The sequence below is a fragment of the Acrocarpospora phusangensis genome (assembly GCF_016862995.1).
GTDB classification, from domain to species: Bacteria; Actinomycetota; Actinomycetes; order Streptosporangiales; family Streptosporangiaceae; genus Acrocarpospora; species Acrocarpospora phusangensis.
The window spans coordinates 25,621-39,165 of the sequence record NZ_BOOA01000074.1 but is presented as its reverse complement, the minus strand read 5'-3'; the positions used below and the strand labels follow the sequence as shown (position 1 = coordinate 39,165).

General features: G+C 70.7%; 13 protein-coding genes. 4 read left to right on the top strand and 9 right to left on the bottom strand.

Features of this window, described 5'->3' with window-relative positions; genetic code table 11:
• Window positions 1-330 precede the first annotated feature (330 nt).
• The 3 genes from Aph01nite_RS32370 (at window position 331) to Aph01nite_RS32360 (ending at window position 2,303) form a co-directional block, all read left to right on the top strand.
• The gene (locus Aph01nite_RS32370; protein ID WP_239162144.1) at window positions 331-987 is read left to right on the top strand and encodes a PadR family transcriptional regulator; all 657 of its coding nucleotides are present in this window, start codon (window positions 331-333) and stop codon (window positions 985-987) included.
• 6 nt (window positions 988-993) lie between these two features.
• The gene (locus tag Aph01nite_RS32365) at window positions 994-1,587 is read left to right on the top strand and encodes a DUF1707 SHOCT-like domain-containing protein (RefSeq protein WP_204044839.1); all 594 of its coding nucleotides are present in this window, start codon (window positions 994-996) and stop codon (window positions 1,585-1,587) included.
• Between the two features lie 104 nt (window positions 1,588-1,691).
• Window positions 1,692-2,303, top strand: coding sequence for a DUF6879 family protein (locus tag Aph01nite_RS32360; RefSeq protein ID WP_204044838.1), 612 nt, complete (start codon window positions 1,692-1,694; stop codon window positions 2,301-2,303).
• On the opposite strand, the gene Aph01nite_RS32355 is transcribed toward Aph01nite_RS32360, so the two are convergent.
• The 4 genes from Aph01nite_RS32355 to Aph01nite_RS32340 all read right to left on the bottom strand — a co-directional run bounded on the left by Aph01nite_RS32355 (window position 2,286) and on the right by Aph01nite_RS32340 (window position 9,012).
• A complete protein-coding gene (locus Aph01nite_RS32355; protein ID WP_204044837.1) occupies window positions 2,286-3,689 on the bottom strand; it encodes a sugar porter family MFS transporter in 1,404 nt (467 codons plus the stop codon). The two genes, Aph01nite_RS32360 and Aph01nite_RS32355, sit on opposite strands and share 18 nt — an antisense overlap.
• Before the next feature lie 373 nt (window positions 3,690-4,062).
• On the bottom strand, window positions 4,063-6,573 hold the full coding sequence (locus Aph01nite_RS32350) for a polynucleotide kinase-phosphatase (protein WP_204044836.1): 2,511 nt from the start codon (window positions 6,571-6,573) through the stop codon (window positions 4,063-4,065).
• Window positions 6,566-8,044: a 3' terminal RNA ribose 2'-O-methyltransferase Hen1 gene (locus Aph01nite_RS32345; RefSeq protein ID WP_204044835.1), complete on the bottom strand. Its 1,479-nt coding sequence runs from the start codon at window positions 8,042-8,044 to the stop codon at window positions 6,566-6,568. Before Aph01nite_RS32345 ends, Aph01nite_RS32350 begins: the two co-directional genes overlap by 8 nt.
• Before the next feature lie 56 nt (window positions 8,045-8,100).
• Window positions 8,101-9,012 carry an LLM class F420-dependent oxidoreductase gene (locus Aph01nite_RS32340; RefSeq protein WP_204044834.1) on the bottom strand — a complete coding sequence of 304 codons (912 nt, stop codon included), beginning with the start codon at window positions 9,010-9,012 and terminating at the stop codon, window positions 8,101-8,103.
• Window positions 9,013-9,105: 93 nt separating this feature from the next.
• On the opposite strand from Aph01nite_RS32340, the gene Aph01nite_RS32335 reads away from it, so the two are divergent.
• Entirely contained in the window at window positions 9,106-10,158 is a 1,053-nt protein-coding gene (locus tag Aph01nite_RS32335; protein WP_204044833.1) for a glycoside hydrolase family 18 protein, read from the top strand.
• A 606-nt stretch (window positions 10,159-10,764) separates the two neighbouring features.
• On the opposite strand, the gene Aph01nite_RS32330 is transcribed toward Aph01nite_RS32335, so the two are convergent.
• The 5 genes from Aph01nite_RS32330 to Aph01nite_RS32310 form a co-directional block, all read right to left on the bottom strand.
• Complete coding sequence (locus Aph01nite_RS32330; protein WP_204044832.1) at window positions 10,765-11,130, bottom strand: hypothetical protein; 366 nt, start codon at window positions 11,128-11,130, stop codon at window positions 10,765-10,767.
• 54 nt (window positions 11,131-11,184) lie between these two features.
• Window positions 11,185-11,418 carry a hypothetical protein gene (locus Aph01nite_RS32325; protein WP_204044831.1) on the bottom strand — a complete coding sequence of 78 codons (234 nt, stop codon included), beginning with the start codon at window positions 11,416-11,418 and terminating at the stop codon, window positions 11,185-11,187.
• A gap of 106 nt (window positions 11,419-11,524) precedes the next feature.
• Window positions 11,525-11,830: a hypothetical protein gene (locus Aph01nite_RS32320; RefSeq protein WP_204044830.1), complete on the bottom strand. Its 306-nt coding sequence runs from the start codon at window positions 11,828-11,830 to the stop codon at window positions 11,525-11,527.
• 11 nt (window positions 11,831-11,841) lie between these two features.
• The gene (locus tag Aph01nite_RS32315; RefSeq protein ID WP_204044829.1) at window positions 11,842-12,147 is read right to left on the bottom strand and encodes a VOC family protein; all 306 of its coding nucleotides are present in this window, start codon (window positions 12,145-12,147) and stop codon (window positions 11,842-11,844) included.
• Window positions 12,148-12,298: 151 nt separating this feature from the next.
• Window positions 12,299-13,540: a class I SAM-dependent RNA methyltransferase gene (locus Aph01nite_RS32310; RefSeq protein WP_204044828.1), complete on the bottom strand. Its 1,242-nt coding sequence runs from the start codon at window positions 13,538-13,540 to the stop codon at window positions 12,299-12,301.
• Window positions 13,541-13,545 lie beyond the last annotated feature (5 nt).

Genomic DNA, 13,545 nt, shown 5'->3' with positions numbered 1-13,545 from the left:
ACCGGCTACGGAGCGGCCGAGCCCGCCGCGCCGAAGGCGCGGCCATAGACACAGACGGGGTTGTTCCGCTCCAAGAGCACCCCCCAGCCCTCTCAAAGCAGAACAACCCCGTCTGAGTGTTGTAACGGCCAGGTATCGGTGCATGTTCCCCCGAACCCACGAATTTGGAGTGAACTGCGTCACATGTTGCCAATCAGAATGTTCGCGATATATCGTTGAAGCATCGAGAACAGATCAAGAACGGTCTTTGGGGGACACATGAGTTCGGCACATGCGATGGGTGGGTCTTGGGGCCACCCCAGGGAGCTCCAGCGAGAGCTCCATCGGCAGATGAGGGAAGCCGCGCGGGCGATGGCCGCGGCCTGGCAGGACCAGCGGTCGGAGACGCGCGGCGAGCACCACGGGTTCGGGCCGCACGAGCACCGCAACCGGGGGCACCGCCACGGCTGGGGCGGGTTCGGGGGCGGGCCGTTCGGGCCGCCCGGCTTCATGTTCGGGGGGCGCGGGGGCGGCTTCGGCCGGACTCGCAAGGCCAAGCGGGGGGACGTCAGGGCCGCGATCCTGGCGCTGCTGGCGGAGGAGCCGCGCAACGGCTACCAGATCATCCAGGAGATCGCCGAGCGCAGCCAGGGCGGCTGGAAGCCCAGTCCCGGCGCGGTCTACCCCGCGCTCCAGCAGCTCACCGACGAGGGCCTGGTCCGCGCCCAGGAGATCGACGGGCGCAAGACCTTCCAGCTCACCGAGGCCGGCCAGGCGTACATCGCCGAGCACGCCAGCGAGGTGCGCGCGCCCTGGGAGGAGATGACGCCGGACATCGGCGACGACGTCCACGAGCTGTTCGACCTGTCCCGGCAGGCCGCCTCCGCCCTGTTCCAGATCGCCCAGGGCGGCTCGGACGGCCAGCTGCGGCAGGCCAAGCAGATCCTGGCCGAGACCAGGCGCAAGCTGTACCAGGTGCTGGCCGACGGCGACCCGGACGAGGAGTGACCCGCGATGGCCGCTGACGGATTCGCGCCCCGCCAGGCTTCCCGCGCCGAACTGCGGATCGGGGACCGGGAGCGAGACCGGGTGACCCAGGCCCTGCACGACGCGTTCGCGCAGGGCCGCATCACCCGCGAGGAACTCGACGAGCGCCTGGACACCACGTTGCGCGCCCGGACCGAAGGCGACCTGCGCACCGTGCTGTCCGACCTGGTCGCTCCGGACGACCCGGCGAATCCGGTGTTCGCGGAGCGGGAGCCGTACCCGGATCGGGGCGATCTGGCGACCTGGGGGCATCACTACCAGATGGCGCAGTGGCAGGCGGCCCGGCGCGAGGCGCACCGGGCCCGGCGGAAGCACTGGGAGCACCAGGGTCACCCGGCGCAGTGGGGGCGCCACGCGCACGGGGGGCCTTGGGGACACCCTGCGGCGCGACGGCATCACGGGCCGCCGCCGCTGCCGGTGATCCTGGCGTTCCTCCTGGTCATCGGCCTCGTGACGGGCACGATGTTCATCGTGGTCAAACTCGCGGTGCTGCTCCTGATCGGCGCGATGGTCTTCGGCATCGTCCGCCACACCCGCTCCCACCGCCATTTCCACAAATAACGGCATATATCGGAATTATCGTTATTTGGGTCTTGACGCATTATTGACCGCATTCAACGATCAATCCTGGCCGGATAACTTCATAGTTCGCCTGGAGGCCGTCGGTGCGACAGACACGCCGGAGCGACGACACGTTCGCGCGTATCCGCGAAGCCGACGGGGTGACCATGGACCGGGCCGTCTACCGCGCCGACTTCCACGGCGTGTACCGGGAGATGGAGGGCGTGCTCTGGAAGCTGGAGCGCGCCCAGTACTTCCACGAGCCGTACTCGGCGAGCTGGGTGGCCTGGGCGGAGGGCGACTGGGACCGCTCACTCGCCCTCATCGAGGCGGCCAAGGCCGAATACGAGGCCGACCTGCCTTCGCGGGTGGAGTTGCGGCGGCTGCGCATCGTGGAACATCCGCGCAGCCCGTACCTGGAATGGGAGCTGCGGGTGCTGGCCGCTCGGGCGCGCGCGGGCGAGCGGCCCCGGGTCCTGGACGCGGACGCCGTACGACACCTGGAGCGCGAGCGGCCCCTCCCCGAACTGCTGATCCCCTCCCCCGACCTGCTCTACGAGATCCTCTACGACCAGGGGGGCGCCCACATCGGCGGCCGCAGAATCGCCGACCGCGCCCTCATCGAACCCTGCCTGACCCTGCTCTCCGCCCTGTACGACCAGGCCGAGGACCTGCCCGCCTACCTGACCAGGGAGCCGTCACCCCATCTCCTCTAGCGCGCGCCCCTTCGTCTCCCGGACGAGGAAGATCACGAACAGGAACGAGAGCGCGGCGAAACCGGCGTAACCCAGGTACGTCAGGGACAGGTTCCAGTCCGACAGCGCCGGGAACGACACGGTGATCAGCCAGTTGGCGACCCACTGCGCGGCGGCGGCGACCGAGAGCGCGGCGGCCCGGATCCGGTTGGGGAACATCTCCCCCAGCAGCACCCAGACGACCACACCCCACGACAGCGCGAAGAACAGCACGAAGAGATTGGCCGCCACCAGCGCCACCGCGCCGTGGAATCCGGTCAGCGTCAGGCCGCCCTCGGCCTCCCGGGCGTACCCGAACGCCCAGGCCGCGACCGCCAGCGAGACCGCCATGCCGGCCGAGCCGATGAGCAGCAGCGGGCGGCGGCCGATGCGGTCCACCAGCGCGATCGCGACGAAGGTGCCGGCGATGTTGATGAGCGAGCTGGAGAAGCTGATCAGCAGCGAGCCGGACTGGTCGACGCCGACCGACTGCCACAGCTCGGAGGAGTAGTAGAAGATCACGTTGATGCCGACCAGCTGCTGGAAGACCGACAGGCAGATGCCGATCCAGACGATCGCGAGCAGCCCGAACCGGGGTCCGCGCAGGTCGGACAGGCGCGGGCGGCGCTCGGCGCGCACCACGCCCTCGATCTCGGCCACCCGCGCGTCCAGGTCGGCGCGCCCGCCCTCCACCTCGCGCAGCACCGTGCGGGCCAGATCGCTCCGCCCTGCCGCGATCAGGAACCGCGGCGACTCGGGGATGATCAGCGCGAACCCCAGGTAGGCCAGCGCCGGGATCAGGCACGCGCCCAGCATCCACTGCCAGGCCTGCAGGCCGCCCAGGCTGTTGTTCACCTCGCCGCCGGCCCACTGGGCGATCCCGTAGTTGACCAGCTGGGACACCGCGATGCCGAGCACGATGGCGAGCTGCTGGAACGAGCCGAGCCGCCCCCGGTAGGCGGCCGGGGCCACCTCGGCGATGTACGCGGGGCCGATCACCGACGCCATCCCGATCGCGACGCCGGCCAGCAGCCGCCAGAGCGCCAGGTCCCAGAGGGCGAACGGCAGCATCTGGCCGACCGAGCTGACCGCGAACAGCAGGGCGGCCACCTGCATGGTCCTGATCCGCCCCCAGCGGTCGGCGATCCGGCCGGCGAACCAGGCCCCGGCGGCGGAGCCGAGCAGGGCGATCGCCACCACGAACCCGATCTCGACCGAACTCGCCTGGAAGTGCCGCCGGATGCCGACCACCGCGCCGTTGATCACGGCACTGTCGTAGCCGAACAGGAATCCGCCGATGGCGGCCGCCGCCGTGATGAACACGACCCGGCCGAGGCGTTCATGCTCCCGCAGCTCCGGACCTCTCATGCCGGGGTATCTGCCCGAGGATACGAAAAGACACGCGAATCACTGATTCAGTCGATTCTGATGCGACTTTTATTGCAAATCGAGCAGATTTGGACATGGATACGGCCGGTCTGTTCCGCGTCCTCCCAGTCGTGCCGGAAATGAAACCACTTCTTGCCCGGCCCAGCCACCGGCCCACCCCGCCGCCGGCGCCGCCACCACCCGCCACCCGTCTCATTCATGAGTGATCGCACGCTCACGCTCTGTTGCCTTACCCGATCGTAAGGCCAATTCCCGGCAGAGTCTCGTCCCGAACTTGCCGTTTTCTTGGCCGAATATCGGCGGGCGATCGCAGCGGAGATCAGCGAGGGTTCCGAGAGGGCTCAGCGGCACCTCACAGCCGCGGGTCGACGGGCTCCGATTCCATCGCCAGGACGGCGAAAACCGGCTCGTGCACGCGCCAGAGCGACTCCCCGTCCGCCAGCCGGGACAGCGCCTCCAGCCCGAGCGCGTGCTCGCGCAGCGCCAGCGACCGTTTCCGGCCGAGAAAGCGCCGGCGCAACACGTCCAGCGAGTCGGTGTAGTCGGGGCCGTAGATGATCCGCAGGTACTCCCGCCCGCGGACCTTGACGCCCGGCTGCACCCGGCCCTCCGGCCGCTCCACCGGCTTGACCACCATGCCCTCGCCGCCGTCCGCCGTCAGCGCCTCCCACCAGTCGGTGGCGGCGGCCCTGGACTCCGCGGAGTCGAGCGTGACGTAGACGTGCCTGGTGGGCGCGATCAGCGGCGAGTCCAGCCCGGCCAGGCGATCCAGGTGCCAGTCGTGCGGATGCCGTACGGCGCTCGCCTGGCCCTCGGACGCCAGGATCTGGAACGGGGCGAACTTGACGCCGTCCAGGCCAGAAACCGGCCAGCAGTAGCGCGCATAAGCGTCCCGGAATCGGGCAGCGTTGGCGAGGCGGCGTCGGGTGCGGTCCAATGTCGAGCCCACATCCAGTCCGCGCCCGGCCGCCGCTTCCAGGGCCGCGACCACCTCCGGCAGGGCCGTCCTGGCCGCGGCGCCGACCGAGGCGTACTGGCCGCGGATCAGGCTCTCCGCCTTCGCCGACCAGGGCAGCAGCTCGCCGTCCAGCACCAGCCAGTCGGTGCCCAGCTCGTCCCAGAGCGGTTCCACGGCCGCGCGCAGCCCGTCCACCAGCTCGCCCATGAGCGCGCCGAAGAACGGGCGGCCGGTCCGGGTGTAGACCATGCCGGTGGAGCCGTCGAACACGCCGAAGCGCTTCCCGGCCGCCTCCGGGGTCCTGGCCAGGACGGCGACCGCGCGGGAGCCCATGTGCTTCTCCTCGCACACCACGCGGGTGACCCCGGCGGCGGCGAACTCGGCGAACGCCTCCGCCGGGTGCTCCAGGTAGCCGTCCAGCGGTGAGGTCTCCGGCGGGGCCATCGTGGGCGGCAGGTAGACCAGCCAGCGGGGGTCCACCGCGAACCTGCTCATGATCTCCAGCGCGGCGGCGGCGTTCTCCTCGCGGACCCGGATGGTGCCGGCGAATCGGGTCTCCACGAAACGGTTCCCGCGCACGTCGCCGATGTCGAGGGCGGCCGGGTCGCGCTGGCGGGCGGGGGCCAGCGGGCGGGCCGGCTCGTACCAGACGCGTTCGGCCGGGACCGAGACCAGCTCGCGCTCGGGGTAGCGGAGCGCGGTCAGGCTGCCGCCGAAGACGACGCCGGTGTCCAGGCAGATCGTGTTGTTGACCCACTCCGGCTCGACCGTGGGGGTGTGGCCGTAGACGACCATGGCGCGGCCGCGGTACTCCTCGGCCCAGGGGTAGCGGACGGGCAGCCCGTACTCGTCGGTCTCGCCGGTGGTGTCGCCGTACAGGGCGAAGGCGCGGACGCGGCCGGAGGCGCGGCCGTGGTAGGCCTCCTTGAGGCCGGCGTGCGCGACCACCAGGCGGCCCTCGTCCAGCTGGTAGTGGCTGATCAGGCCGTCCATGAAGGTCTTGGCGGCGGCCACGAAGGCCGGGTCGGAGTCGCCCAGCTGGGCCAGCGACTCGGCCAGGCCGTGCGCGACCTTGACCTTGCGGCCGTTGAGGGCGCGCACCAGCTTCTGCTCGTGGTTGCCGGAGACGCACAGCGCCGTACCGGCCTCGACCATGCCCATGACCCGGCGCAGCACGCCCGGCGTGTCCGGGCCCCGGTCCACGAGATCTCCCACGAACACGGCGGTACGGCCCTGCGGGTGCCGGCCGTCCTCGTAGCCGAGCGTGGCGAGCAGGGTCTCCAGCTCCGACGCGCAGCCGTGCACGTCGCCGATGACGTCGAACGGGCCGGTCAGGTGCCTGAGGTCGGTCCAGGCCGGTTCGAGGGTGATCGTCACGTTGTCGATCTCGTCGCCGCGCAGCACGTGCACGCGGCGGAAGCCGTCCCGGGAGATCTTGCCGAGGGAGCGGCGCAGCTCCTTGCGCTGGCGGGTGATCACGTGCGGCCCGAAGTCGCGGTCGGGGCGGGACGCGTTGCGCTCGATCGCCACCTCCTCCGGCACGTCCAGCACGATCGCGTCCACCAGCACGTTGTGCGCCTTGGCCACGGCGACCAGCGCCTGGCGGGCCTGGTACTGCACGCTGGTGGCGTCCACCACGGTGAGCAGGCCGCGCCGCAGCCGGATGCCGACGATGTGGTGCAGCAGGTCGAACGCGTCCGGGGTGGCCGCCTGGTCGTTCTCGTCGTCGGCGACCAGGCCGCGGCAGAAGTCGGAGGAGATCACCTGGGTGGGGTGGAAGTGCTTGCGCGCGAACGTGGACTTGCCGCTGCCCGAGACGCCGACCAGGACGATCAGTGACATGGCGGGCACGCCGATCTGGCGGGTCGACGGCTCGGCCGCCGTCTCAGCGAGCAGTTCAGACATCGCCGCCTCCTGCGGTGAAGATCGCCATCTGGGTGGGCGGGCCGAGTTCGGGGTCGTCGTCGCCGACCGGGCGGTAGGCGACCGCGTAGTCGTACCGGGCGGCGACGGATTCGGCCCAGGCGCGGAACTCGGCGCGGGTCCACTCGAAGCGGTGGTCGGGGTGGCGCATGCCGACGAGGGTCTCGTAGCGCACGTTGTACTCGGAATTTGGAGTGGTGACGATCACGTGGCGGGGTTTGGCGCCGCCGAAGACGACGCGTTCCAGCGCTGGGAGCCGGGGCGGGTCCAGGTGCTCGACGACCTCCATCAGGACGGCGGCGTCGTAGCCGGCGAACCGGGCGTCGCCGTAGGTGAGGGAGCCCTGGAACAGGTCCAGCCGGGCGCGTCTGGCCTCCGCCATGCGGTCCAGCTTGAGTTTGCGGGCGGCCAGGGTGAGCGCGTGCGCGGAGACGTCGACGCCGGCGATCTTGGTGATCGTCTTGTCCGCGAGCAGCGCGCCGACCAGCTGGCCGGAGCCGCAGCCGAGATCGATCACCGTCCGGGCGCCCGTGTCCGCCAGCGCGGCAAGCACCGCCTCCCGCCGCAGCACGTTCAGCGGCGTCGCCTTCGCCGGTTCCTCCACGACCTCCGCGTTCGGGGTGGTGTCCTCCAGGAGTTGGGCAGCCTCGGGGGACAGCGCGGTCGGCTCCGCCGCCTCCTCCTCGACCGGGGGCTCCAGGGCGTCCTCGAGGTCGTCGCCGATCTCGGCCAGCCGGGCCAGCGCCGCCCGGGTGAGCGCGGCGCGCCGGTTGAGGTAGCGGCGGGTGATCAGCGTCCGCGCCGGGTGGGTGGCCAGCCAGCCCTCGCCCGCCCGGATGAGCTTGTCGACCTCGTCGCTCGCGACCCAGTAGTGCTTGGCGTCGTCGAGTACCGGCAGCAGCACGTACAGCTGGTTCAGGGCGTCGGCGAGACGGAGCTCGCCGCGCAGCGTGAGCCGTACATATCGGGAATCTCCCCACTCCGGAAACCCCTCATCCAGCGGTACGGCCAGCGCCTCCACCTGCCACCCGAGCGGCTCGAACACGCGGTGGGCGAGCTCCGCGCCACCCCGGCACGGCAGGGCGGGCAGGAAGATCTCCAGCGGGATGGCCTGGCCGGCCAGCTCGGGGCGGGCCTTGCAGCGGCCCGCCCGCGCCGTCCTGAACACCTCGGCCATGGCCGAGGCCAGCAGGGACGACGCGGCGTACGGACGGTCGTTGACGTACTGCCCGAGCGAGAAGTCCGGCGAGGAGGCGCCGCGCGAGCGCACCAGCCGGACCGGGTCGACGTCCAGCAGGAGCGCCGCCGTGCACCGCTCCTCGCCCGCCTCCGGATAGAAGACCTGGGCCGTCCCGAAGGACTGGGTGAACTCCTGCACCTTGTCCGGGTGTTTGTGCAGGAGGAAGCCCAGGTCCGTCGCCGGCCGGTGGGTGGTCGAGATCGTCAGCAGCACGAGGGCAAGTTTGCCCTAATTGTCCGGCGAGCTCGCTGGGTTTTCCTGGTGGTCTGTCAGACGCGCGGCATGAGTTCGGCCGCGATCAGCTCCAGGTGGTCGAGGTCGGACAGGTCCAGGAACTGCAGATACAGGCGCTCCGCGCCCAGCTCACCGAACTTGCCGATCTTGTCGAGGACCTCGCCGGGCGTACCCGCCAGCCCGGACTTGCGCAGCGCGGCCGGATCCTCGCCGATGGCGGCGGCCCGCCTGGCCACCTCGGCGTCATCCACGCCCAGGCAGACGGTCTGCGCCGCGGACAGGACGATCGACCGGCCGGCCTCCTCGCAGAGGTCACGGACCCGGGTGAAAGCCGCGCCGGTCTCCGTCAGGCCGTGGAACGGGATGTTGTACTCGGTCGCGTACGTCGCCGCCAGCCGGGGCGTACGGCGGGGGCCCGCGCCGCCGATGATGACCGGCAGCGGTCGCTGGACCGGTTTGGGGAGGGCCGGGGAGTCGGTCACCTGGTAGTGCTTCCCGGCGTACGAGAAGGGTTTGTCGGCCGACCACAGGCCGGTGATGATGTCGAGCTGCTCCTCCAGCATCTCGAAGCGCTGCCCGATCGGGGGGAACGGGATGCCGTACGCGGCGTGCTCGGTGTCGTACCAGCCGACGCCCATGCCGAGTTCGATCCTGCCGCCGCTCATCTGGTCGGCCTGGGCCACGCTCACCGCCAGCGGGCCGGGAAGCCGGAACGTCACCGGGGTCACCATCGTGCCCAGCCGGATCGTCGAGGTCTCCCGGGCCAGGGCGGCCAGGGTCACCCAGGCGTCGGTGGAGCCGGGGCCCGGGTCGCCGGGGCCGATCCGGTAGTAGTGGTCGGAACGGAAGAAGGCGTCGAAGCCGAGCCGCTCGGCGGCCTGCGCCACCGCCAGCAGATCGTCGTACGTGGCGCCCTGCTGAGGCTCGGTGAAGATCCTGAACTTCATCCCTCCATTATCCCCTCGGGGTCATTACGGGCTTGCTAGGGTGCAACTTCCGTGTGCGCAATGTAGTCATACGACGACGCTGGGTGGTGAACGATGGAGACGGCGCGGCATGCCCGACCGGCGGGGACCCCGCCCCGATCGGTTCTCGTCCTGGCCTCGCTCGCGCTGTTCGCCGCGACCGCGACGGCGCTCTGGCTACTGCCCGGCCGGCCACTGGACTCGCTGGCCGGATCCGTGACGCCGCCCCTCGCGGCCCGGCCGGCCATCGTGGTGGGGAGCCCGCCGCCGGCCGGTGGTCCCGCGCCGCGGGGTCCGGCGTATGTGGCGTTCGTGGACGCGGTCCGGGATCCGGAGTTCAACCTTCCCGCGGCGTTTCGGCGGACGGGGGTGGGGGCGTACACGCTGGGGCATGTCAGTTCGGGGCCGGACGGGTGCACGCCGACCTGGGGTGGGCAGGTCATGCCGAATCCGCTGGTCGGGGGGTTGGACCGGCTTAGGGCCGAAGGCGGGGACGCGGGGCTGGCCTTCGGGGGGCCGGCGGGGCGGGAGCTCTCGGCCACCTGCGCCGACGCCGACCGACTTCTGGCCGCCTACCGCGGTGTGATCGCCGCCTACCGGCCCGCCGCGCTCGACTTCGAGGTGCACGACTCCGCTGACCCGGTCGCGACCGCGCGCCGCGCGAAAGCCGTCGCCCGGCTCCAGCGCGAGTTCCGCGCCCAGGGCCGCCCGCTCACGGTCACCTTCACCCTGCCCGCCTCCACCCTCGGTCTCTCCCCCGAAGACCGCGCGATGCTCCGCCGGACCCGCCAGGCCGGCGTCGACATCAGCACCGTCAACCTGCTGGTCCCCTTCGCCCCCGGTTCCTCCGGGAACGTACGCCGTCTCCTCCAGGCCGCCAAAAGCACCCACGGCCAGCTCGGCTGGGCCCTCGGCGGCGGCACCCGCGCCACCTGGCGCCGAATCGGCCTCACTCCTCTGCTGGCCGCCCCCCAAGACCTCACCCCCCTCGACGCCCGCCGCCTCCTCACCTTCCAGGCCCGCTACAACCTCGCCTGGCTCTCCGTCCGCGGCGCCACCCCCACCGACGAGGTCTCCCGCACCCTCATCTCAACCCCCTCACCCCCAACCCAAGCCAAACTCAACTAGGGCCACTCCTCCGTTGTCCGGCGCCCTTAAGAACCCCTGACAGAATGAAGCCGATCACGCTTGGCGCGATCGTGGCGGCGTCGGCAGGTAGGTGAAGGCCGACGCCGTGACATTGCCGACCGCACCGGCCAACCTGGCCGGTGTCGAAGACGCCGGACCGGCCACCTCCTGCCAGGTGCACGAACCTCCGGTGGCTCGGGTAACCGCGCTCAACTACAGGCAGGCCGGTGGCCAATCGCTCCCCACCAGTACCCGACGACGTCCCTCCGGAGTCGGCATCCGCCGAAATCCATTCGTACCGGCCCTCGGTTCGGCGGGCATCCCTGCGGAAGCTTGTATATATGCGGACACGTGGCGGGCCGAACACTCGGTCGTCCTGCCGAATCGGTGGTCAAATCCGCGGCTACGCAGCAGCTGCGCGGCTGTTCGATGGCGACCATGGACGTGTGCCGGCTGGTGTTGAGCTCAGTGGTTGATTCGCCCGATCGGGATGGGTGATCGCTCGGGGTTAGCGCTTGATTGGTTCGATGGCGACCGTGGACGTGTGCCGGCTGGTGTTGGGCTCAGTGGTTGATTCGCCTGATCGGGATGGGTGGTGGGTCGGGGTTAGCGGTTGATCAGTTCGATGGCTTCGGCTTCGGCGCGGAGGCGGAGGATGTAGTCGGCGATTTCGACGGGGACGAGAGCGGCTACGCGTTCGCCCTGGTCGTCGCGGACGAAGGTGATGGCGCCGTGTTCGCGCGCCTCACCGACGATCGTGGGCAGGTGGGCGGTGGCCTGGTCGATGTCCAGGTCGTCGATGGCGTGGACTACTCGTTCGTCCTCGCGGCGGGTCAGCGGAGCCCGGAGTGCCGCTGACTGGGTGGCGGCCCGCCAGTAACGGTCCTCCCGGGCCCCTTCGGTCTCGCGCCCCCAGCGACGCCCCCGGTTGGCCCGATCAACGTGATCCCACATCCGCTCGTGCGCGTTCATACCTCTCATTGTCCCGCACCAGGCTGGAACGCCAGGACCAGGCACACGCTCCCGCTACTTGACCGGCTCGACGACCTCCCCCTGCCCGTCATCGCCGTCCCGGTCGTCACCGTCCCGGTCGTCACCGTCCCGGTTTCCGCCGCCCGCCGCGTGCGCCCCGTCGTTCTCGATCGTCTCGACGAGCGCCGGCGGAGCCGCCCCCTCAGCCCCGAACACACCCAGCAGAAAGACCCCCTTGACCAAGTAGACGATCTTGCTCCACAGGCTGACTTCTTCGTCCGCCCCCATAACGTCCTCCTCCACAGGGATGGGCGTGCCGCCCCTCACCCAGGCCGCACACCCCAACCGGCCCCGAAACGCCCAACGATCTTAAGCGTCATTTCTCAACAAAGACTCATTCAGCCGCGTCCGCCCCCTCACTCACCGGACGCTTCCCCGTCTCGTCCTCGATGACCTGAATGAGGTCCGCCCCCGACCCCCACCCGTACGAGCCCATCCCCAGCACGAAGATCCCCTTGAACAAGTAGACAATCTTGTCCCAGGTATCGATCTCTCTTTCCGCCTCCATGACACCCCTCCTCCAAAAAGAGGGCGTGACATTCCGTTCCATCCCCACGATCAAGCTCCCACTTCCGGAAACTCGACGACGAACCGCCTCCATCGCCGCCCAGGGCGGCAACTCCTCGGAAACGAACTTCAAGGTCCGCGCGCTTATCCGGCGCTCTCTGGCGTGGTGAGGGCGACGGTACGGCCGTCAGGGTCGGTCAGGATGTGCTGGCCGGGCGGTAGTGGGAGCCCGTCCGCGGTGTGGATGGTGAGGCCGAGGCGCAGCCTGCCGGTGGGTGGTTTGTCCCCGGACGGATACAGCTCCAGGACGGTGGACCCGACGGCGGCGGCGTAGTGCTCTGGGCCTTGGCCGTGTTGCTCGCGGGCGAACATGAGGCCGAGCCCACTGTAGAAGATGCGGCATGCTTCGAGCTGGTCGGTGTAGATGACGATCAGGTCGGTGTGGATCATGGGCTTCTCGTCCTGGCTGCTGGCGGCATCCGAATCGACTGCTGACCCGTGCCTCAACCATCGAGGGCGAGCTGCGACCCGCCCGCCTCCGGCGCGCGTACGGGAACCGTGGCGGCCTTCCTCGCGATCACGCGTGGGCGAGGTCGACTTCTTATCGCGCGACGAGCAAAGCCACGCACTCCACGTGGTGGGTCATCGGATATTGGTCGAAGGCGCGGAGGTCCGAGAGGTCGTAGCCGAGGTCGGTGAACCAGTTGAGGTCGCGGGAGAGGGTGGCGGGGTCGCAGGAGACGTACACGATTCGGGAGGGGGTGAGGGAGGCGATGCGGGTGACGACCGGGCGGCCGAGGCCGGAGCGGGGTGGGTCGCAGACGACGAGGTCGGCCTGTTCGATGCCGAGGCGGTCGAGGGCCTCCTCGACCTTGCCGCGTTCGGTCTGGGCCTGCGGGAGGTCGCGGAGGTTGTGGCGGGCGTCCTGGACGGCGGGGGGTTCGGACTCGATGCCGAGGACGGCGCCGGCGGGGCCGACGGCTTCGGCCAGGGCGGCGGCGAAGAGGCCGACGCCGCAGTAGAGGTCGAGCGCCCACTCGCCGGGCTTGGGCTGGGCGAAGTCGAGGACGGCCTCCTGGAGGGTGGCGGCGGCGCCGGGGTGGACCTGCCAGAAGCCGCTGGCGGAGACGCGGTAGTCGCGGCCGGCGACGTGTTCGACCAGGGTGCCCCGGCCTTGCAGGACCCGGGTGCCGCGGCGGCCCTCGTCGATCATGACCGACGCGTCCACGTCGGGGATGCGCACGTCGCGGTGGGGTTTCGGGGTGACGATGACCGCGCGGTCGCCGCCGGTGGAGGCGATGAACTCGACCGTGGCGGCGCCGCGCCAGCCCTCGGTGGAGACGCGCAGGTCCTCGATGGCCGGATCGGCGATCAGGCACTCGTCCACACGCTCGATCTCGTGCGAGCGGTGGCGGCGCAGGCCGAGACGGCCGTCCCGGTCGGCGGCGAACTGCACGCGGGTACGCCAGCCCAGGCCGCCGGCCGCGCCGGGCACCTCCTCGACGACCACGTCGCGGGTGATCCCGGCCAGGCGCTGCAGCTGCTCGGCGACGACCTCGGCCTTGAGGCGGCGCTGCGCGGCCAGCGAGGCGTGCTGCCAGTCGCAGCCGCCGCAGCGGCCGGGACCGCTGAACGGGCAGGGCGCCGGAACGCGGTCGGGGGAGGCCTCCAGGATCTCCACCGCGTCCGCGCGCAGGAACCGGGTGGTCTCCTCGGTGACGCGGCACCTGACCCGCTCCCCCGGCAGCGCGTGCCGGACGAAGACCACCCGGCCCTCGTGCCGGGCCACACACCAGCCACCGTTCGCGACCGGGCCAACCGTCAGTTCGAGGAGTTCGGACATGCCCC

Excerpts from the sequence above, each read along its gene's own strand:
- Aph01nite_RS32370 (WP_239162144.1), top strand. The coding sequence starts at position 331 with ATGAGGGAAGCCGCGCGGGCGATGGCCGCGGCCTGGCAGGACCAGCGG.
- Aph01nite_RS32365 (WP_204044839.1), top strand. The coding sequence starts at position 994 with ATGGCCGCTGACGGATTCGCGCCCCGCCAGGCTTCCCGCGCCGAACTG.
- Aph01nite_RS32355 (WP_204044837.1), bottom strand. The coding sequence starts at position 3,689 with ATGAGAGGTCCGGAGCTGCGGGAGCATGAACGCCTCGGCCGGGTCGTG.
- Aph01nite_RS32350 (WP_204044836.1), bottom strand. The coding sequence starts at position 6,573 with ATGTCTGAACTGCTCGCTGAGACGGCGGCCGAGCCGTCGACCCGCCAG.
- Aph01nite_RS32340 (WP_204044834.1), bottom strand. The coding sequence starts at position 9,012 with ATGAAGTTCAGGATCTTCACCGAGCCTCAGCAGGGCGCCACGTACGAC.
- Aph01nite_RS32335 (WP_204044833.1), top strand. The coding sequence starts at position 9,106 with ATGGAGACGGCGCGGCATGCCCGACCGGCGGGGACCCCGCCCCGATCG.
- Aph01nite_RS32330 (WP_204044832.1), bottom strand. The coding sequence starts at position 11,130 with ATGAACGCGCACGAGCGGATGTGGGATCACGTTGATCGGGCCAACCGG.
- Aph01nite_RS32325 (WP_204044831.1), bottom strand. The coding sequence starts at position 11,418 with ATGGGGGCGGACGAAGAAGTCAGCCTGTGGAGCAAGATCGTCTACTTG.
- Aph01nite_RS32315 (WP_204044829.1), bottom strand. The coding sequence starts at position 12,147 with ATGATCCACACCGACCTGATCGTCATCTACACCGACCAGCTCGAAGCA.
- Aph01nite_RS32310 (WP_204044828.1), bottom strand. The coding sequence starts at position 13,540 with ATGTCCGAACTCCTCGAACTGACGGTTGGCCCGGTCGCGAACGGTGGC.